This window comes from Acidovorax sp. FW305-C-20-28, from assembly GCF_058783375.1.
The window spans coordinates 412,585-432,769 of sequence record NZ_JBYSYM010000001.1; the positions used below are offsets into that span (position 1 = coordinate 412,585).

Below are 20,185 nucleotides of genomic sequence, written 5' to 3' on the forward strand. Positions count from 1 at the left end.
CATGACCACCCCCACCGCTTCCAAGACCCCCGTCACCCGCCTGTGCACCCACACCCTGACCAGCCTGCATTACCGCGATGCGAACCTGGTGGAGGACCTGATGGGGAAAAGGACCTTCACCGAGGTGATGCTCATGCAGATCCTGGGCCGCGCGCCGCGCGGCGTGGACCTGCGCATCACCGACGTCGTGCTCATCGTGCTCATGGAGCACGGCCTCACGCCCAGCGCCATCGCCACGCGGCTGATCTACATGAGCGCGCCCGAGAACCTGCAGGGCGCTGTATCGGCCGGTCTGCTGGCCGTGGGCAGCTCCTTCGTGGGCACCATGGAGAACTGCGCCGGCCTGCTCGACCGCATCGCGGCCGCGGCCGACCCGAAGGCCGAGGCGCTGGCCATTGCGCGCCACTACAAGGGCCTCAAATCCCCTGTGCCGGGCTTCGGCCACCACCTGCACAAGCCGGTGGATCCGCGTGCCTACAAGCTGCTTGAGATGGGCCGCGCCGAGCCCGAACTGCAGGGCGACAAGATCCGTGCGCTGGAGACCCTGTCGCAGGCCGTGGACGAGGTGGCCGGCCGACCCATCACCATCAACGCCACGGGCGCGGTGGCCGCGCTGCTGGGCGAGATCGGCGTGCCCACGGCGGTGATGCGCGGCTTTGCCGTGATCTCGCGTGCGGCCGGCCTGGTGGCGCACATCGTAGAAGAGCAGAAGATCCCCTCGGGCCGCTTCATCTGGGACACCATCGAGCACGCGATTCCCTTCGTCGGCGGAAGGGACGGCCAGGCATGAGCGGTAACCATGAGGGCACGGTGCTCGTCACGGGCGCCAGCCGCGGCATCGGCCGCGCCGTGGCCCAGCGGCTGATGGCCGATGGCCTGGACGTGGTCAATTTCGACATCGCCGCGCCCGAGGCCCTTGCGCAGAAGGAGACCTTCGTGCAGGTGGACCTGGCCGACGAGGCCGCCCTGCGCGACGCGCTGGCGCGCACCGTGGCGGCACGGCCCATCACCCGCCTGGTGAACAACGCAGGCATCGTGCGGCCCGCCGGCATCGACACGGCCACCCGCGCCGACCTGCAGGCTGTGATGGACGTGAACCTGGCCGCCTCCATGGTCTGCGTGCAGGCGCTGCTGCCGGCCATGCGCGCGGCGCGCTTCGGGCGCATCGTCAACATCTCCAGCCGCGCGGCGCTGGGCAAGGGCGAGCGCATTGCCTACGCGGCCAGCAAGGCGGCGCTGCACGGCTTCACACGCACGCTGGCGCTGGAGTTGGGTGCCGACGGCATCACCGCCAATGCCATTGGCCCCGGGCCGATTGCCACCGAACTGTTCGAGCGCGTGAACCCGCCCGGCGCGCCGGCCACGCAGCGCATTCTGGACACCATTCCGCTGCGCCGCATGGGCCAGCCCGAGGAGGTGGCGCACCTGGTGGCTTCGCTGCTCGATGCGCGTGCGGGCTTCACCACCGGCCAGGTGGTCTATGTGTGCGGCGGCATGACCGTGGGGCTGGCACCATGAGCGCGCAGAACAGCATTCCATCCGCCCTGCCGATGGACCTGTCGGGCCGTGTGGTCTTCGTGGCCGGCGGCGGGTCGGCCGGCCCGGGCTGGAGCATCGGCCGCGCTGCCTGCGTGACCTATGCGCGCCTGGGCGCCCGCGTCTGCGTGGCCGACCGCGATGCGGCGTCGGCCGCGGAGACCACCGCGCTGATCGAGGCCGAGGGCGGCACCGCCGCCACCCTGGTGGGCGACGTGGCCGAGGCGGCCGATGTGAAGCGCCTGTTCGCCGAGGCGCGCGAGCGCTTTGGCGGCGCCATCGACGTGCTGCACCACAACGTGGGCATCGGCAAGACCGGCGGCCCGCTGGAGACCAGCGCCGAGGACCTGGAGCGCATCCACGGTGTGAACGTGAACAGCCTGCTGCTGGCCTGCCAGGAGGTGCTGCCGGGCATGGTGGAGCGCGGGCGGGGCTCCATCATCACCATCTCATCGATTGCGGGCATGCGCTACCTGGGCTACCCGCACCTGGCCTACGGGGTGACCAAGGCCGCGGTCACGCACTTCACGCGCATGGTGGCGCAGCAGTACGCGGGCCAGGGCGTGCGCGCCAACACGGTGGTGCCGGGGCTGATCGACACGCCGCGCATCGCGACCACGGTGGCCAAGATGTTCTCGGACACCAGCCTCGATGAAGCCCGCGCCGCCCGCGCCCGCCAGGTGCCCATGGGCCGCATGGGCACGGCCTGGGACGTGGCCCACGCCTGTGCCTTCCTGGCCAGCGACGCATCGGCCTATGTGACCGGCACCGAGCTGGTGGTGGACGGCGGCATCACGGGCAAGTTCGTGTAGCGGCGTCAGAAGCTGTGCATGACGCCGGCGGACACGCCGGTGGCAACACGCTTGTTTGCGGCGCCCTGGTAGCCGTTGCGCCAGCGCGTGTGGTCCAGCTCGGCATAGACCCGCGTGCGGCGCGAGAGCTTGTACTCGGCAAAGGCCACCATGCGCCCGTAGCCATCGTCGGCTGCGGCGGTGCGTGTGCGGTCGATTTTGTAGTAGGTGGCGGTCAGGTCCAGCAGCGGCAGTGCCGCCCAGGTGGCGCCGGCCGACAGCACGCGCTGCTCGGTGTGCGTGGCCGCGCCCGTCTGCGCCTTGCTGCGCCCGGCGTTGGCGGCCAGGCGCACGCTGCCCCATTGCCAGGCCGCGCCCAACGTGGCGGCGTCCAGCGGACGCAGGTTGGTGTCCTTGAAGGTCTGCCAGGCGCCGGACACGGTGAGGCCGCCGTCCGCATACGCCAGGCCCAGGCCGTGCGAGGACAACGCGGAGGATTGGGATGCCACCTCGCCCACCCCCAGCATGGCCCGCGCGGTGAGGCCGCCCCAGCGGCCGCTGAGCTTGACGGCATTGTCCAGCCGGTAGGAGCCGGTGTTGGCGCCCGCGCTGCCGTATTCGATGCCCAGGCCGTGCTGGCTCAGCGCGGTGACGCCGATGTTGGGGTTGAAGCTGGCAAAGCGCATGCCCAAGGGGTCCACGGGCGAGATGGCGTCGGCCAGCAGCGTGGTCTGCCGGCCCAATCCGATGCTGCCCCAGGCGTTCTGCAGCCCGACCCAGGAGGCGCGGTCGAAGTACTTCGCACTGTTGGCGGGCGCACCCGTATCGGCATTGAGGCCGCTCTCCAGGTTGAACAGTGCGCGGGCGCCGCCGCCGAGGTCTTCGCTGCCGCGCACGCCCCAGCGGCTGGTGGTGTGGATGCCGCTGCCCAGGCTGTGGTGCGAGCCGGGCGCGGGCGCATTGGCGGCCGTGAGCCCGCTGGCGTGGCGCAGGCCCAGGTCGACCACGCCGTAGAGCGTGAGTTGGGTGGCAGTGGTCTGGGCGAAAGCGGGCGCGCAGGCCAGCAGGGCGGACAAGGCGCACAGGGCGCCGGTCGTGTTCTTCATGCGGTCTCCTCGGTGGATATTCGTTCTTGTTGGACGGTTCAATCAGCGGTCAGCTGCGCCTTCTGCACCACGCCGCGCCACTTGGCCAGTTCCTGGCGCACGGTCTGGGCCAGGGCCTCGGGTGTGCTGCTGTCCACCACGGCGCCCTGCTCCTCGATGCGGCGCGCCACATCCTTGTCGGCCAGGGCGGTGTTGAGCGCCTTGTTGAGTTGGTCCACCACGGCCTTGGGCGTCTTGCCCGGGGCGAACAGGGCGTACCACTGGGTGATCTCCACGCCTTTGATGCCGGCTTCTTCGAGCGTGGGCACCTCGGGCATCAGCGAGGAGCGCTTGGGCCCGGCCAGCGCCAGCGCGCGCAGCTTGCCGTTCTTCACATGCGACGAGGCGGAAAACAGGCTGGGAAACATCACCTGCGTCTGGTTGGCCATGGTGTCGTTCATCGCCGGGGCCGAGCCGCGGTAGGGAACGTGCGCCATCTGCGCGCCGCTTTCCAGCTTGAACATCTCGGCCGAGAAATGCGGCGCCGTGCCGTTGCCGGCCGAGGCATAGTTGTAGGACGTGGGGTGGGCCTTGGTGAGCGCCACGAATTCGGCCACGGTCTTGGCCGGCACCTTGGGGTTGATGACCATCAGCGTGGGCGAGTAGCAGACCATGCCGATGGGCTCGAACTGGGTGATGGGGTCGTAGCGCAGCTTTTGCAGCGCGGGGCTCATGCCGTGCGTGCCGATGTAGCCGAACAGGATGGTGTGGCCGTCGGGTGCGGCGCGTGCCACGAATTCGGCGGCAATGGCACCGTTGGCGCCGGCCTTGTTCTCCACGATCACCGACTGGCCCAGCAGCTGCGACATCTTCTGCGCCACCACGCGCGCCATGCCATCGTTGCCGCCCCCGGCGGCCGTGGGCACGACCAGGGTGATGGAGCGCTCGGGAAAGCCGGCGTGCGCCGCCAGCGGTGCGCCGGCCAGCGTGGCGAGCGCCAGTGCGGCGGCCAGCGTGCGGCGGCGCGATGGGAAAGCATGGGTCATGGTCTTGTCTCCGGTCATGTCGTTGTGGATGGGGGATGCGAAGGGAATCAGGGGTGCGCTGCAGCGGTCTCGGCGACGAACAGGGTGCCTTCGAGGATCTTCCGGGCCGTGCGCACCAGGGCGGCCTGCACCAGCGTGGGGTGGCCGTCCACCGCAGCAAGCTCTACGTCCACGTGGATGCGGCCGGCCGGGTGCAGCACCTCCACGCGGCGCGTGCCGGTGCCGGCCTCGCTGCGCACATCGCTGACCACGGTGCCGGGCAGCACCAGGGCGGCGGCCACGCCGATGGCGCCGGTCACGGCATGCGAGCGGTGGCAGCGCCGCGGGGTGAAGTAGCGCGAGACGATGCTGTCGGGTGCTGTGCCGGGCGAGACGATCACCGGCTTGGGCAGCACGCTGCCCGAGACATCGCCCATGCCCATGCGCAGCCCCGCTTCGCAGCGCAGGGCCTCCAGCCGGTTCAGCAAGGCCGTGTCGGCATCGAGCTCGGCAGGGCTCTCGTCGCCGCGCAGGCCCAGGTCGGCCGCGCGCACCAGCACCATCACCTGGGCGGCGTCGATGCAGGTCACCGGCAGGCCGTGGATGGTGTCGATGCGCTGCCCGGTGGGGAAGATCTGCCCCGTGACGGCGCCCCAGGCATCGAGAAAATTCATCAGCACCGGCGCGGCCGTGCCCTGCACACCGTCGATGCGCACATCGCCCTCGTAGTGCACGCGGCCACCGCGGGTCTGCACCTGCACGTCGATGCGCGAGCGGGTGTTGACGTTGTAGACGCGCACTTGCGTCACGTCGCCCGTGCGGCTGGCGGGCACCAGGCCCTGCTCGATCGCGAAGGGCCCCACGCCGGCGAGCATGTTGCCGCAGTTGGGCCGGGTGTCCACGCGCGCCTCGTCCACGCTGACCTGGGCGAAGAGGTAGTCCACATCGCAGCCGGCATGGGCCGAGCGCGAGACGATGGCCACCTTGCTGGTCAGCGAATTGCCGCCGCCCAGGCCGTCGATCTGCAGTTCGTGCGGCGAGCCCAGGGCCGCGATCAGCGTGCGGTCACGCTCTGCGGGATCGGTGGGCAGCCAGTCGGCCAGGAAGAACGGACCCCGGGAGGTGCCGCCGCGCATCAGGACGCAAGGTAGGTGGTAGCTCATGGGACCGCATGGTGCGGCGCCGTCGATTGTTTGTGAATTGCATTGTTGGCAACGATTGATGCATGCCGCGCAATAGAGCGCAGGTGCTTGTACGTGATGAAATGGCGCCTGTGAATTGCAATGTTGCGAAGCATTGATGCACCGCACGCAATGCACGCATGCACCCCCGGGGGCATTCAAAACGGGTTTTCAACCATGCATACCAAATTCGATCTGGCCGACATCCAGGCCTTTGCCGCCGTGGCCGAGCTGCAGAGCTTTCGCGCCGCGGCCGAATCCATCCACCTGTCGCAGCCAGCCTTCAGCCGCCGCATCGACAAGCTCGAAGAGGCCCTGGGCGTGCGCCTGCTCGACCGCACCACGCGCCGCGTGACGCTCACCGCCGTGGGCCGCGACTTCGCGCGCAAGACGCGGCTGTGGCTCGACGACCTCGATGGCATGCTCATGGGCCTGGGCGACGTGGCAGCGCGGCGCATGGGCGAGGTGACGATCGCCTGCGTGCCCTCGGCCGTGTATTACTTTTTGCCGCAGGTGGTCAAGCGCTACCACGAGCGTTTTCCGAAAATCCGCGTCAAGGTGCACGACGCCAGTGCCAACGAGGTGCTGGTGGCCGTGGCCCAGGGCGACGCGGACTTCGGGCTCAACTTCATCGGCAGCCAGGAGGCCGAGATCGAATTCAAGCCCGTGCTGGCCGAGCGCTTTGTCGCCGCCTGCCGGCGCGACCATGTGCTGGCACGGCGCAAGCAGGTCACCTGGGCAGAGCTGGGCCAGCACGACTTCATGTCGGTGGGCAAGACCTCGGGCAATCGCCTGCTCATGGACCTGGCGCTGGCCAATGTGCCCGACCGGCCCCAGTGCCTGTACGAGGCCAAGCACGTGACCACCCTGCTCGGCCTGGTCGAGGCGGGCCTGGGGGTGGCCGCCGTGCCGCGCCTGGCCATGCCGGGCAAGGACCACCCCACGCTGGTCAGCATTCCCCTGGTGGAGCCCGTGGTCACGCGCCAGATGGGGCTGATCAAGCGTCGCGGGCGCTCCCTCTCTCCAGCCGCCCAGCAGCTCTATGACCTGCTGGTGGCTACGCGTACTGCGCGCCCGCGCAGCGTGCGCATTCCATAAAAAATACAATTGGAGCCATGACAGCACCCACCAAGCACCGCGTCGTCGTCGGCCTTTCCGGCGGCGTGGACTCGGCCGTCACCGCCCACCTGCTCAAGCAGCAGGGCCATGAGGTGGTCGGCATCTTCATGAAGAACTGGGAAGACGATGACGACAGCGAGTACTGCTCGTCCAACATCGACTTCGTGGACGCGGCCGCCGTGGCCGACGTGATCGGCATCGAGATCGAGCACGTGAACTTCGCGGCCGACTACAAGGACCGCGTGTTCGCCGAGTTCCTGCGCGAGTACCAGGCCGGCCGCACGCCCAACCCCGACGTGCTGTGCAATGCCGAGATCAAGTTCAAGGCCTTCCTCGACCACGCCATGCGCCTGGGCGCCGAGAAGATTGCCACGGGCCATTACGCACGCGTGCGCCAGAACCCCGATTCGGGCCTGTTCGAGCTGCTCAAGGGCCTCGATCCCGCAAAGGACCAGAGCTACTTCCTGCACCGCCTGAACCAGGCGCAGCTGGCCAAGACCCTGTTCCCGGTGGGCGAGCTGCACAAGACCGAAGTGCGCCGCATTGCCGAGGAAATCGGCCTGCCCAATGCCAAGAAGAAGGATTCCACCGGTATCTGCTTCATCGGCGAGCGGCCGTTCCGCGAGTTTTTGAACCGCTACATCAGCCATGCGCCCGGGCCTATCCAGGACGACCGGGGCCGCACCCTGGGCAAGCATGTGGGCCTGTCCTTCTACACCCTGGGCCAGCGCCAGGGCCTGGGCATCGGCGGCATCAAGGAAAAGGGCGCCCAGCGCGGCGGCGGCGAGCACGAGCCCTGGTTCGTGGCGCGCAAGGACCTGGCCAAGAACACCTTGCGTGTGGTGCAGGGGCATGACCACCCCTGGCTGCTGTCCCATGCGCTGACCGCGCAGGACGTGAGCTGGACGGCCGGCCACGCGCCCGCACCGGGTGTCTACGGTTCCAAGACACGCTACCGCCAGCCCGATGCGCCCTGCACCGTGGTGGCGGCCGATGGCGCAGGCCTTTCGCTGCGGTTCCCCGACGCGCAGTGGGCCGTGACGCCCGGCCAGTCGGCCGTGCTGTACGACGGCGACGTGTGCCTGGGCGGTGGGGTCATCGCCAGCGCGACCGAGTAGATAACTGGTCAACGGATCCAGTGCTGCAGCCCGTCGCGCTGCAGGCTGGCCTCCAGCAGGGCCTGCAGGCGCAGGCCGGCGTGCAGGTCTTCCTCGGTGGTCTCGTAGTGCATGCCCGCCAGCGAGGCTGCGGTGGCCTCGTCCGTGCCATGCAGCCGCGCCACCTTGGTCGCCAGGTCGGCCGTTTCCTGGGGCCGCAGGCCCGTGAAAGCCTGGCGCAGGTCCGGCAGGTGGGCCACGAAGGCCTCGTCGTCCCATTGGCGCACCAGCGCATCCAGCCCTTGCAACAGGGCCGGCAGGCGCAGCAGCAGCTCGGGCGCGGCGGTCATCATGCCGTTCAGGAACTGCACGGCCTCCTGCGGCAGGGCGCCGGGGCCAAAGCGCTGGCGCACCACGGCATCGAGTGCCGCATCGTCCCAGTGGCCGTCGAGGTAGAGCAGCGCGGTGGCGGCACCGGCCACGCCGGGCGCGCAGCCAGCGCCGGTGGCAAAGCGCTCCAGGTGTTCCACCAGCAGCTTGGCGTCGATGCGGGGCGCGTCCCGGTCGTCCAGGCTGGCCAGCAGGCGCCCGAGCTCGCGCAGCGAAAGCAGCAACCGCACGGCCGGCTCTTGTGCGTCCGGTGCGGTCTGGGCCAGTGGGGGCAGCAGGTACAGCGCCGCAGGCCAGACGCGCAGCAGCAGGTCGCGCAGCTGAGGGTTCTGCTGCACCCCGAGCGGCTCGCGCGCGCGCCACAGCGTGACCAGTCGGTGACCGCATTCAACCACGGAGGACAGCGAGGCATCCTCGCCCAGGTGCTCCGACAGCAGGGCCAGGAGCTGCGGCAGCCGTGCATGCAGCCCTACCAGGCAGGCGCGCTGCAGCAGGGCCACAGCCGCGCTGGCGCTGCGCCCGCGCCCCTGGTCGGACAGGGCAGCCTCTTCGCGCAGCAGCCGTGCCAGGCACACCGCTTCCACGCTCGCGCCATCGCTGGCCAGCGCAATCAGCCGTGCCTCCACCAGGGGCGACCAGGCCGCGCGCCACTCCTCGAACAGCATGTTCAGGCGGCTGCCGGCCATGAAGTCGGGCCCGGCCACCCACTGCGCCAGGCCGGCGTCGAGGTAGGCCATGGCATGCAGGAAGCGGCTGCGCACGCGGTGCGAGGGCTTGCGGTACAGGTCCAGCCGCACCGTGCGCGCGCTGCTGTCGTCCAGGCGCACGCCGGCCGCGCGGGCCAGGCGGCGCGCGTCCTCGATCAGCGGCGGCGAGCCGGCCGAGGGCGGCACGTCGCCGATGCGCGTGCCACCGAGAAAGGCGCGCAGGTCGGCCGTGAAGCCGCGCGTGCCTTCGTCCATGGCGCCCTTGACGAAGCAGGAGCGGATCGCGTCCAGCAGGTCCTGGCGGCCCGGCCCGGCATTGCCGCGCAGTTCGGCCAGGCGTACGGCCTGCAGCGCGGCGGCCTGCACCAGCGCGGTGGAGACGGCGTCGGTCTGGTCCTGCGCCCGGGTCTGCTGGGCAAAGCGGGCCAGGGTGTCCAGCGCCACGGCGGTGAGGGGGTGAACCCCTGGGGCCGTGGCCTGCGCGGCGCCCGCCTCCAGCGCATCCCAGGCCTGCTGGTAGTAGCCCGGTGAGGGCATGCCGGCGCTGTAGCCGTTGAGCGCGTCGAGCTGCTCGAAGCTGTAGCGGATCAGCCAGGCCTCGGGCTCCGTGGCCTGGGGGGGCTTCTTCGCGGGGGCCTTGGGGGCCAGGGGCTTGGCGCCCTTCCAGCTGCGCAGCAGCTCGGGGGTGTGGAAGCCCCCGGTCACCACGACGAGGGGGCCTTGCACTGCATTGCGCCAGCGGCGGATGTGGGTGGCCATGTGGCGCTCGCGCGGCAGGCTGAGTTCGGCCTCCAGCACCTCGGGCTCGTAGTCCTGCCGGGCCATGGCGCACCAGCTGAACACGTCGGCGAACAGGCTGCGCCAGTCGGCCAGGGCCTCGGGTGTGCGCAGCTCGAACAGCCGGTCCCACAGGTCGTGGTGGTCCACGCAGCCCAGTTGGCGCGCCATGGCATTCAGGTAGCGGCTGTGGGCGAAATGGCGCTCCTCCATCTGGCTGCGGGCGGCGTCGGGGGCTGCTTCGCCACCGTCGTCCTCGCTGCCGTAGCGGCGCTCCCAGGCCTTGTGGCGCCAGGGCAGGTCGATCAATGCCACCTGGGCACCCAGGGCTGCGCCTTCGCGCGCGGCGATCCATTCGGGGCTGTAGTCGCACAGCGGGTAGAAGGAGCTGCTGGTCACCGTGCGCGGGCCTGCGGGCTCCGGCACGGCACCGTCCTCTTCGCCGGGCTCGGGTGCTTCGGCCTTGGCCTCGCGCGTGGCCTGGCACAGCCAGGCCACGGGGGCGCGGGTCTTCGGGTCGCTCAGCAAGGGCAGCAGGCTGTCCAGGTCGTCCGGCCCCTCGATCAGCACGGCGGCCGGGCGCACCTCGCGCAGCAGGTGGCGCAGGGCCCAGGCGCAGGCCGGGCTGTGGTGGCGCACGGGCACGAAGTAGAGGCCGTCCCCGCCGCCATCCATCAGCTGCGGCAGCAGGGCTGCGATCTCCGGCGGCAGGCCCGCAGGGGACGGTGCAGTACTGCCCACGGCTACTGCCACAGCGCGCGGGCGGCGTCGTGAAAACTCTTCCACTGCACGTCGCGCCGTGCGCGCTCGCGCACCACGGTGTCGAAGTAGTGGCGCACGCGCTTGGCGTCGTCGGCACTGTCCTTGAGCACCACGCCCTGCAGCTGGCCCGCGATCTCGCGCGGGGTCAGCTCGCCGCCGTTGAAGTGGCGCGCCTGCAGTGCCGCGGCATAGGCCACGTTGACCGCCTCGGCGGTGGACATCACGGCATCGAGCCCCTTGATGGCCGTGCCCTCCTGCGTCTGGCCGGCGCGCAGCTCCTGGAAGGTGGTGACCAGCAGCGACACCACGTCGCGCGGCACGTTCACCGGGGCCTCGCTGCCCGCGAGTTCGCGCGCGAGCTGGGCCATCACCAGGTCCACTTCGAACTGGTGGTCGCGGATGGGGCGCACGGTCTCGAAGTTGAAGCGGCGCTTCAAGGCCGAAGACATCTCGTGCACGCCGCGGTCGCGCAGGTTGGCTGTGGCGATGATGTTGAAGCCGCGCTGCGCGAACAGGCGCGCGTCGTCACCGAGTTCGGGCACCATGAGCTGCTTGTCGCTCATGAGCGAGATCAGCACGTCCTGGATCTCGGGCGGGCAGCGGGTGATTTCCTCGAAGCGCACGAGCTTGCCCGCGCGCATGGCCTGGTACAGCGGCGAGGGCACCAGCGCGCGCTGGCTCGGCCCTTCGGCCAGCAGCAGGGCGTAGTTCCAGCTGTACTTGATGTGGTCCTCGGTGGTGCCGGCCGTGCCTTGCACGGTGAGGCCCGAGTCGCCGCTGATCGCGGCCGCCAGCAGCTCCGACAGCAGCGACTTGGCCGTGCCCGGCTCGCCCACCAGCATCAGGCCCTGGTGGCCCATGAGCGTGACGATGGCGCGGTCCACCAACGGGTCGTCGCCAAAGAACTTCTGCGTGACCTGCAGCTTCGCATCGCCCAGGATGAACTGGCGCACCGCACGCGGCGAAAGCTTCCAGCCCGGCGGCCGGGCGTGGCTGTCTGCCGCGGCCAGGCGGGCCAGTTCGTCGGCCCAGCGCTGCTCGGGGGCCAGGCGCACGGATTGGTTGGCAGAAGGGGGAATGGTGCTCATGGTGGCGTTGGTAGGGGCGGTCCGCTGGCGCAGGGTGAAAAGCCGGTCGCAGCTATTTTGGACCAGCTTGGCATGCCTTCGGTATCGGCGCTGCAACGGCCTGTTTACAATTTGCACATCAGCCAGATGTTTCCTTGCATGCACAAGGGGGTCCAGCCATCAACCCCCTTTGAAAGGCCAGCAAGCACCATGGCGATCCATTCCTCTTCCCTCTTCGCGGCACTGGCCGCCGCCGCGCTGCTGTCGGCTTGCGCCAGCAACCCTGCCAGTGCCCCTGCGGTCCAGGGCCAGCCGGCCCGGCCTGCAGGCGGCCACGGCATCGAGGCCTTCCTGGGCAGCTACGACAGCAACCGCGACGGCCAGGTCACGCGTGCCGAGTTCGATGCCGTGCGCCTGCAGCGCTTCAAGGCGGCCGACACCAATGGCGACGGCGTGCTGACCGAAGCCGAGTATGTGGCCGAGTTCGAAGGCCGGCTCAAGCGCCAGTATTTCGATGAAGGCCGGCAGCCCGACCAGGCCTACGAGAACAGCCTCAAGCAGGCCCACGTGCGTTTTTCCATCGTCAACCGCGCACGCGACGGCCGCTTCACACCCGCGGAGGATGCCGCCATCGCGGACCGTACCTTCAAGGGCTTGGACACCAACAACGACGGCATCGTTGCACGCAACGACCCGCCGCGCCCGGCCCCGGCGCGCGGCGATGGGGACTGAGGCCGCGGCAAGGTCTGCACGCGCAAACAAAAACACCGGGGCATGCCCCGGTGTTTTTTTGAGCGCCCCACCCTGGGATGGGGCACACCCTGTACGCGATCAATCGTCGCTGGAAGCCAGGCTGATCAGGATGCGCAGCACGTACCAGAGCATCAGCGCGATCGACGCGAACAGGTGCAGCGCAGCACCGGCGGGGCGGTCGGTCGGGTAGTCGTGGATGATGCGCGAGGTGTCGTACAGCACGCAGGCACCGGCGAACAGCACCATGATGCCCGAGAACCAGATGCCGAGCTTGAAGCCGAAGATGGCACCGGCCACGATGGTGCCCAGGGCCACCAGGCCGCCCACCTTGAGGATGCCACCCAGGAACGAGAAGTCCGACTTGCTGGTGAAGGCCGTCCAGGTCAGCGCCGCCACCATCAGCAGCGTGATGAAGCCCGCCGCGCCGATGGCGCCGGGCGCCACGATCTGCGCGATGCCGAACATGGGGGCGAAGATCAGGCCTTCGGCCAGCACGTAGATCCCCAGGCCCATGAGCTGGGTCTGGGGCTTCTCGGCGTTGTCGGCCAGGTGCGAGGCCAGCCAGCCCACGAGCATGAAGGCGCCCATCACGCCCAGCCAGATGAACTTGTTGCCGCTGGCCATCAGCATCTTGGCCGTGGTGTTGGAAAAGCCGCTCATCATCAGCACGGCCGACAGCACGACGAAGGCCAGGATGGCCGCGCCCAGGTGCTTGTAGGTAGAGACGATGAACTCGCGCCGCTCCATGGGGGAGCCGGACGGGTCTTCAGGGGTCAGGACATTGGTATTCACAAGGATGCTCCTCGGTGGTGGTTGCTACTTCTCACACAGGGGGCGGCCTTGTGGGCCACCCCCTGCCTCTCTCTCTGGTATCGGGATCAGGCGGCGGCCAGCTCGTCGGCGCGGCGCAGCTTGCGGTTGGACCAGACGCCAGCGGCACCCAGCAGGGTCAGGATGACGGCCAGGATCCAGATGCCGGCACCGCTGAAGGACTTGGCCGTGGAAGCCGCCTCGGCCTGCATGCGCTTGCGCGTGTCTTCGTAGCTGATGACGGCCTTGCCGCCGGTCACGACCTCGTAGACGATGTCGTTGTCGCTGCTGTCGTAGAGCGCCGTGATCTTCTCGTCGATGATGCCGCCCACGATGTCCTTGGGCGTGCTGAAGGCGATGCGCAGCTTGCGGGCCTCGCCGCCGGCTTCGGGGGCCACGGTGATTTCGTAGTAGTGCTGGGTGGAGCGGCGCTTGCGCTTGACGGTCACCTCGCTGGCACCGGTGACCTTGCCGGCCACCGTCTGCAGCTGGTCACGTGCCGTGTAGGCATGGTCGCCATCGGCCTTCCAGCCGCTCCAGATGGCCATGCCGGCCAGGCCAGGGCCCGCCAGCAGGATGAGCCATGCATAGCCCGTGATGAAAATCAGAATCTTTCGAACAAAACCCGGCATGAGAATACCTCCCTCAATCATTCACACTCATAAAGATGCCGCCAGCTCATGGGCTGTTTTGCGGTGCGAGGGCTGGATCATCGCGGCAGTTGCGCCGGCAAGATGTCGCAAATTGTGAGAATGGAGAGACCTCACCAAAAAAACGTGAATTCCTCCCGCTTTTCGTCGCCAGATTCAAACAGTTACGCCTTGAATTTCCGCCACATGGCCCCCGAGGGGACCCGTGCGCCGGCTACCAGGGCATCTTTTTCTCCCAATCGGGGTCGAAACCGGTGCAGGCCTGGGCCACGGCCAGGTAGTCGGCATAGGCCTCGGCCAGCAGCACCGGCGGTACGCCGGCCAGGGGCAGGGTGTTGTCGCTGCTCCAACTGCGCGAGCGGCTGTTCTCGAAGCTGAGGGTCTTGAGCGCGGCGGCCACGTTCTCCTCGGGCAGGGTATTGCCCGAGAACTCGATGCACACGCGCACGCCCACGCTCGCGAAGTCCTTGGTGTACTCGTAGAAGAAGCCGCCGTCCTCGGCCTGGGCGCGCTGGTAGCCCAGCTTGTTGAAGGCGCCGCGCAGCGTGAAGCTGTCGCTGATCCAGCCCTGGCGGTCCTGGATGGAGCTCACGGCCAGGCCCTTGTCGTCGGTGAAGGACAGCGCGGGCGACTGGCGCGACATCTGCGGGAACAGGGGCGCGGTCTTGTAGTCCTTGAAGTGCTTGGTCCAGGCGCTGGCGGTGGCCGCATCGACCAGGGAGGCATGGGCCAGGCGCACCAGGGCGCCATCGGCCAGTTCCACCTCGTCGTCCGCGGTGTTGATGAGGCTGCCGTCCTCGGTGGGGCGAAAGCTCTGCAGTGCCGTGCCCTCGGCGTCCACCTCCAGCCACACCAGGCGCTGAACCAGCCGGCCCGCCACGGGGTGGCGGTGCAGGTACTCGCGCCACTCGGCCACGGGCCACTGGCGGCCCGTGCACATGGCCTCGAACAGGCGGGCCGTCTGCAGGTCGATCACCTGCTTGAGCTCCTTCTTGCTCGTGCTGAGCAAGGCCTTGGTTTCCTTGATCTGGGCCGGGTCGTCGTTCTGGCGTGGCTCGGGCAGGGCCTTGATGGCCTTGCCTTCGGGGTTGCGCAGCTCGGGCTTCATGGCGGCATCGAGCACCATGGTGAAGATGCGCTCGCCATAGGGCAGCGCCAGCGTGCCGGTATCGTCCAGGCCTGCGGTGGGGATGGTGCGGTCGGCCAGCTGGTCCTGCGTCCAGCCATTGCGGTCGGCGATCTCCTGCACCAGGGTGCGCGCCTTGGTCTGCACCGAGGCCGTGCGGTAGCGGCGCGACAGGCCCAGCATCAGCTGGATCACCACCGGGTCGTTGCCCGGGGCCACGCCTTCGAGCATGGCCTCGATCTGCGAGCGGCGCTGGTAGTGGTCGCGCATGTACTGCTGCAGCAGGCTCACGATCTCGTGGCCCGGCGCAAAGGCGGCCAGGGCCAGGACGCCCTTCTCGCCAATGGCGCTGCCCAGGTACTCGGACATCTTCTCGCGCTTGCATTCCTCGAACACCTGCTCCTCGGACTTGGCGTAGTCGGCCTCGTAGTACTGGCGGTACTCGGGCTTGGCGTTCTGCCAGCCCTTCTGGTAGCTTTGGTAGCGCTGCGGTGCGTGCGCCTTGGCGTAGGCAATGCCCTCCTCCAGCGGCGGGTGGCGCGTGTCGTGCGCGATGAACTGGCGCAGCACCGTGCTGCCCAGGGCCTGGCGGCTCGCGGCATCGAGCAGGCCCATGTAGCGCGTGAGCAGGGCGTTGCCCCCGGGCTCCTTGAGCTTGCAGGCCAGCACCACCCACCAGCGCAAAATCTCGGGCTCCACGGCCGTGCCGTCGGCCCAGTGCGCGGCGGGCAGCGCATCGAGCGCGAACCAGGCCAGGCCGGCGGGCGGCTTGGCTTTCAGGCCCTTCTTCGCCTCGGCCAGCAGGATGGCGGGGGCCAGGCGCGGCGAGATGTCCTCGCCCAGGCCCTCCAGCGCCGTGAGGAAGGCGGCGCGCACGGTCTCGCGGCTTTCCTTCTCCAGCGCCTTGGTGAGGGCGGGCAGGGCCTCGGCGTACTGCAATTCGGCCAGCCAGTTGGCAGCCTCGATGCGCACCTCGCTCTTGGTGTGGGTGAGCGACTCCACCACCTGGCGGCCGATGTTCGGCAGCGTGGACAAGGCCTTCTGCGCCATGGGGCGGTGGGTCTTGCCCTCGCCCAGGGCCAGCTCCATCACGCGCGGCAGCCAGCGTGCGGGGATGGTCGGGAAGGTCGCCAGCGTGCGCAAGGCAGGTCCCAGTTCCAGCGTGCTCGCATACCGGTCGCCGTTGTTCTGCTGCGCCGCCAGCCCCAGGGCCTGGTCCAGGAACTCGGGGTGCTCGGCGAAGAACGGCCACACGCGCTCGGGCGGCAGCAGGTCGGTGGCGCTGGGCGTGTTCCAGTAGTCGAACAGGGCCGTGCGCGCCACCTCGATCAGCGGGGTGCCCGAGCGCTTGAGCAGGTCGGCCAGGGCGCGCAGGTCGACGCTGCCCTGCGGCTGGCCGCCCAGCCATTTGTGGAAGCCATCGTCGAACCAGAAGCTGCGGCTGTAGCGCGACACGCCCAGCCAGCGGATCAGGTGCGAGGGCCCGAAGGACGGCAGCGCAAACAGGCGGTTGCCATGCGTCACGGCCTGGGCCACCTCGCTGTTGCGCAGCTTCTCCATCTGCTTCTTGTCGAGCTGGCCGTTGAGCAGGGCCAGTGCCTGACGCATGTCGTCTTCGGTGAGCTTGGCCAGGTTGGCGTAGCTTTTCTGGCGCCAGTTGTACTTGTGCTTCTGGGTCTTGTTCTCCTCGGCCTCTTCCTCGGCGGCGCGGCGTGCGCGCTCGATCACCTCGGTGCGGTTGGCCAGCAGCAGGGCCAGCGCATCCTCGCCCAGCGGGCTGTCGGCGAACGGGGTCCAGGGCGGGGGCTCGGGCAGGTCCTGTTCCTGGGCGCCGCCCGCGGCATCGATGCGGTTGAGCGCAGCGCGGATCGCCTGCTGCACGGGCTTGCTGGATTCGTTGGCCAGCGCCGCATCGAGCAGGCCGCGCGTGGCCTCGGCGGGCAGGCGCGCGAGCAGTTCGGCCGCCTGGCTGCGCTGGCTGGTATCGCCCTCGGTGAGCAAGGCCGACAGCAGGCGCAGGCGCTCGGCCTCGGCAATGCCTTCGATATGGGGCACGGCCTCGGCGCGCACCGTCTTGCTGCCATCGACGGCCAGGGCTACCAGCAGTGGCGCAAAAGCCGCGCGCAGTTCCTTGTCGGTCCCGATGCGCGCGGCCAGCACCACCCGGCCCGCAGCGGAAAGCTGCTGCAGCAAGGCCTTCACCGCTTCAGGATGCGCCTGCATGTACGTGGCCAGCGCGGGCGACTTGACCAGCGCGCCCAGGCGGTTGTGGTAGTAGCTGTCCAGGCCCTTGCGCTCGAACACCAGCTGCAGGGCCAGGGTCGCGTCCAGCCCCTCCTCGGCGAGCAGACCGGCCACGAGATCGACCGTCCAGGCCGCGCGCTCCTTGCCCAGCTCCTGCTTGTTGCTGTTGCCGTCCTTGAAGCTGGCATGGATCGCATCGTTGACCAGGTACTGCAGCCAGTCGGGCACCGGCGCGCCCGGGTGCTCCAGCGACTTGCCGGCATCGGCCGCGGCCAGCAGCTTGCCCAGGCGCACCAGCAGGGCCAGCGGCGGCTGGTCGGGCGTGATGCTGGCGTAGAAGGCCGAGCGGCCTGCCAGGCTCTTCTTGCCCGCGGCCTCCAGCGGCTTGTCGTTGTACAGATAGAAGCCCCACCGCAGCCGGCCAGGCGCGCCGAGCAGCTGGCCCGGCTCCAGGGCATGGGGGGCTGCCAGCTCCAGCAGCACGGACTCGTGGGTGCTCTCGGCCACAAAGGCCAGGGCCTTGTCGGCGAGGCCTGGCGCCGCCTTGTCCAGCGGCTCCATGGCCTGGCGCAGCAGGTTGTGCTGTGCGCTGCTCAGTCCATTCGCGTCGTTGCCCGATCGGCCCGTCACCGCGCCCACGATCTTGTCCAGCAGTCCCATGCGTCATCCCCTGTGGTCTGAATAGAGCGTCGTATTCTGTCAGCCAGCCATGGCGGTGCCGTGGCGCACGGTGGCGCCAGCGTGCAATTTGCCCGCTTTCAAGGTAATGGCTTGTAACGCGCGGGGCGCGGTGTTCACGCGGAGATGGCGGGCAGGCCGTCGAGCTCCACCGTGCGCTGGCACAGCTGCTGCAGGCGCAGTGCGCCGCATGGCTGGGGCGACTGCAGGTGGGCCTGCAGGGCCGATGCCACGGTGTGCAGACCCACCGAAGCGATGCCGGCGAGCGCTGCCTGCAGCTGTTCGGCCTGCGCCGCGGTGAGTGGCATGCGGCCCGTGGCGGCCTGGGTCTCCAGCACGCCGAGCACGGGGCCGAGCAGGCGCTGGGCCAGCGTGGGCTGGCTGGCCGCGGGGGCGGCGGCCTGCTCCTTGCGCCACTGCACCATGCGCAGGATGCGCTGGGCCAGCGAGGTGGGCCGCGCGGCCTCGTTCGCATAGTCCAGGGAGACGGCCTGGACCTGGCCGCTGGCGTCGCTGCTGAGCAGCGCCAGCGGCACCAGCAGCGTGGTGGTGGACAGGCGCTCCACGCGCACCAGCACCGCATGCACGGACGCGCCGCGCGCCGCCAGCCGGTCCAGGTTGTCCACGCGCTGCATGCTGGTGTCGCCCACGGGCACGGTCAGGTGCAGCCACTGCCCCTGGTCATCCTGCACGGGCCAGAGCAACTGCTGGTGGGCTTCGTCGAGCACCGGGGCGCGCGTGGCCCGGGGGCGCAGCAGCACCAGTTCGGCCCCGTCGCCCGAGAGGCCGGAGGCCTCGCTCAGCCGCGCCGTGAGATCGGCCCAGCGGCCGCTGCCGATGGCCTGCAGGCGCGCATCGCCTGCCTGCCAGGGAGGCAATGCCTGCGCGCGGGCCGTGCCGGCCAGCGCCAGCCGGTCATCGTCGGCCAGGCGCGGGTTCTCCAGCCGCAGCGGCGCCAGGCACAGCGACTGCGCGGCGCCCACACCGGGCCAGACGGCGTGGATATTCCAGGCGCTGTGGCGGTTGAAGGCCGTGTCGCTGCCATCGGGGCGCGCCAGCACGGCCTGCAGCAGGCGCTGGCCCGCCAGGTCCCAGAAGGCCAGCGTGAGACCGCGGGCGCCGCCCAGGGTCTGCCACCAGTGGCCGCCCAGGGGCAGCAGCTCCAGCGCCGTGGTCTCGTCGAAGGCGCGGCGCAGCCGGCCGCGCAGGGCCGCGGTGCGCTCTGTTGCTTCCGCCCCGTCGCTGGCCGGCGCGCGCAGGGCATCGCACAGCGCCTGGATGCTGGACATCAGCGCCAGTGCGTCGCGCTCCTGCATGCGGTGGTCGCGCCGCACCAGGCCGTCGACCATGCCGCCCAGGTTGCGCAGCAGCGCGGCCAGGCGCGGCAGGCCCTCGCCGCGCGCCGACATGTTGAGCGCCAGCAGGCGCGCTGAAGCCTGCTCGCTCACGTGCGACAGACCGCCCGTGAGCAGCTCGTGCAGCATGGCTTCCACCTGGGCGAGGAAGGCGCGTTCGCGCTCGCTGAGCGCGGCCGTGGCCTGCTCTGCCGTGGCGGCCGGTGCCATGCCCTCGGGCCAGGGCAGCGGCTCGCCCAGCGCCTCGCGCAGGGCTGCCAGCGCGATCAGGTGCACGGCCTTGCGCTCGCGCGCCGGCACCTCGGACACCATGCCCTCGTAGCCCGCGCCCGCCACATAGCGGCAGGTGGCGTTCAGCGCGGGCAGCTCCATCACCAGCGTGCCGCCCTGCACGCGCCATTCGATGCCGCAGGGCAATGCCTGCACCGCGCGGCGCACGGCGGCCACGCCGGCCTGCTTGAACAGGGCCGGGGCCTGCAGGGCCTTCACTTCAGCCAGCGGGTCGGCCGTGGTTGCAGGGCCTGGTTCCGCAGGGGCCTCGGTTGCTTGCGTTGCCGCCGGCGCAACGGTACCGGCAACCGGCTCCAGCGCGCGCAGCCACAGCGCCGCCCCCAGGATGTGCTTGCAGATACCCGGCGCCGGGCAGTCGCACTGCGCCTTCTGCGGGCCCCGGGCGTCGAGCTGCACGCGCTGGCCATCGGCCTCGACCACGCCGCCCTCGGCACCCTGCTCGGCCCATTGCACCTTGCCGGCTTCCACGTCCTTGGCGGCGCGGCGCAGCAGGCCGGCATTGGCCAGGGCCGTCAGGGTGTCGTCGTCGTAGGCGCGGTAGCTCTCAGTCCAGGCAGGCATCTCGTTTTTCCAATGCGCTGTGCGCTGCTCGCAGTCTTTGCAACTGGCACGGCTGAGGCCAGTGCCCCCGCGCAAGGGCCGCCCCGCCGCGAAGGCGGCGTATCCAGCGACTGCGCTGGGGGCGTCCCCCTCCCAGGTTGCGAAGCAAACTGAGAGAGGGGGAAGGCGCGAAGCGACTCA

General features: G+C 69.8%; 15 protein-coding genes. 6 read left to right on the forward strand and 9 right to left on the reverse strand.

Annotated elements, in window-relative coordinates; translation table 11 throughout:
- The first annotated feature begins 1 nt into the window (after position 1).
- The 3 genes from AC3WOH_RS01975 to AC3WOH_RS01985 are packed head-to-tail and all read left to right on the forward strand — an operon-like array spanning position 2 to position 2,348.
- On the forward strand, positions 2 to 790 hold the full coding sequence (locus AC3WOH_RS01975; protein ID WP_492227725.1) for a citryl-CoA lyase: 789 nt from the start codon (positions 2 to 4) through the stop codon (positions 788 to 790).
- Positions 787 to 1,518, forward strand: coding sequence for an SDR family NAD(P)-dependent oxidoreductase (locus AC3WOH_RS01980; protein ID WP_492227726.1), 732 nt, complete (start codon positions 787 to 789; stop codon positions 1,516 to 1,518). Before AC3WOH_RS01975 ends, AC3WOH_RS01980 begins: the two co-directional genes overlap by 4 nt.
- Positions 1,515 to 2,348: an SDR family NAD(P)-dependent oxidoreductase gene (locus tag AC3WOH_RS01985; RefSeq protein ID WP_492227727.1), complete on the forward strand. Its 834-nt coding sequence runs from the start codon at positions 1,515 to 1,517 to the stop codon at positions 2,346 to 2,348. Before AC3WOH_RS01980 ends, AC3WOH_RS01985 begins: the two co-directional genes overlap by 4 nt.
- A gap of 5 nt (positions 2,349 to 2,353) precedes the next feature.
- On the opposite strand, the gene AC3WOH_RS01990 is transcribed toward AC3WOH_RS01985, so the two are convergent.
- The 3 genes from AC3WOH_RS01990 to AC3WOH_RS02000 are packed head-to-tail and all read right to left on the reverse strand — an operon-like array spanning position 2,354 to position 5,600.
- Positions 2,354 to 3,433, reverse strand: coding sequence for a porin (locus AC3WOH_RS01990; RefSeq protein WP_492227728.1), 1,080 nt, complete (start codon positions 3,431 to 3,433; stop codon positions 2,354 to 2,356).
- 38 nt (positions 3,434 to 3,471) lie between these two features.
- A complete protein-coding gene (locus AC3WOH_RS01995; RefSeq protein ID WP_492227729.1) occupies positions 3,472 to 4,458 on the reverse strand; it encodes a Bug family tripartite tricarboxylate transporter substrate binding protein in 987 nt (328 codons plus the stop codon).
- Positions 4,459 to 4,505: 47 nt separating this feature from the next.
- On the reverse strand, positions 4,506 to 5,600 hold the full coding sequence (locus tag AC3WOH_RS02000; protein ID WP_492227730.1) for a 4-oxalomesaconate tautomerase: 1,095 nt from the start codon (positions 5,598 to 5,600) through the stop codon (positions 4,506 to 4,508).
- A gap of 195 nt (positions 5,601 to 5,795) precedes the next feature.
- Between AC3WOH_RS02000 and AC3WOH_RS02005 the strand changes: the two genes are divergently transcribed.
- Positions 5,796 to 6,716, forward strand: coding sequence for a LysR family transcriptional regulator (locus tag AC3WOH_RS02005; RefSeq protein WP_492227731.1), 921 nt, complete (start codon positions 5,796 to 5,798; stop codon positions 6,714 to 6,716).
- A gap of 17 nt (positions 6,717 to 6,733) precedes the next feature.
- Positions 6,734 to 7,855 carry a tRNA 2-thiouridine(34) synthase MnmA gene (gene mnmA / locus AC3WOH_RS02010; protein WP_492227732.1) on the forward strand — a complete coding sequence of 374 codons (1,122 nt, stop codon included), beginning with the start codon at positions 6,734 to 6,736 and terminating at the stop codon, positions 7,853 to 7,855.
- Positions 7,856 to 7,863: 8 nt separating this feature from the next.
- On the opposite strand, the gene AC3WOH_RS02015 is transcribed toward mnmA, so the two are convergent.
- Both AC3WOH_RS02015 and AC3WOH_RS02020 read right to left on the reverse strand, forming a co-directional pair.
- Positions 7,864 to 10,449, reverse strand: a complete 2,586-nt coding sequence (locus AC3WOH_RS02015; protein WP_492227733.1) for a DUF5682 family protein — start codon at positions 10,447 to 10,449, stop codon at positions 7,864 to 7,866.
- Between the two features lie 2 nt (positions 10,450 to 10,451).
- On the reverse strand, positions 10,452 to 11,558 hold the full coding sequence (locus AC3WOH_RS02020; RefSeq protein WP_492227734.1) for an ATP-binding protein: 1,107 nt from the start codon (positions 11,556 to 11,558) through the stop codon (positions 10,452 to 10,454).
- A 189-nt stretch (positions 11,559 to 11,747) separates the two neighbouring features.
- Between AC3WOH_RS02020 and AC3WOH_RS02025 the strand changes: the two genes are divergently transcribed.
- Positions 11,748 to 12,269 carry an EF-hand domain-containing protein gene (locus AC3WOH_RS02025; protein ID WP_492227735.1) on the forward strand — a complete coding sequence of 174 codons (522 nt, stop codon included), beginning with the start codon at positions 11,748 to 11,750 and terminating at the stop codon, positions 12,267 to 12,269.
- Between the two features lie 99 nt (positions 12,270 to 12,368).
- Here AC3WOH_RS02025 and AC3WOH_RS02030 read toward each other — a convergent pair whose 3' ends face one another.
- From AC3WOH_RS02030 to AC3WOH_RS02045, 4 genes are all read right to left on the reverse strand, one after another.
- On the reverse strand, positions 12,369 to 13,082 hold the full coding sequence (locus AC3WOH_RS02030; RefSeq protein WP_492227736.1) for a Bax inhibitor-1/YccA family protein: 714 nt from the start codon (positions 13,080 to 13,082) through the stop codon (positions 12,369 to 12,371).
- Between the two features lie 86 nt (positions 13,083 to 13,168).
- Positions 13,169 to 13,732, reverse strand: coding sequence for a hypothetical protein (locus AC3WOH_RS02035; protein ID WP_492227737.1), 564 nt, complete (start codon positions 13,730 to 13,732; stop codon positions 13,169 to 13,171).
- Between the two features lie 232 nt (positions 13,733 to 13,964).
- Complete coding sequence (locus AC3WOH_RS02040; RefSeq protein ID WP_492227738.1) at positions 13,965 to 17,780, reverse strand: DUF4132 domain-containing protein; 3,816 nt, start codon at positions 17,778 to 17,780, stop codon at positions 13,965 to 13,967.
- Positions 17,781 to 17,914: 134 nt separating this feature from the next.
- Positions 17,915 to 20,005, reverse strand: coding sequence for an SWIM zinc finger family protein (locus AC3WOH_RS02045; protein WP_492227739.1), 2,091 nt, complete (start codon positions 20,003 to 20,005; stop codon positions 17,915 to 17,917).
- Positions 20,006 to 20,185: the final 180 nt, after the last annotated feature.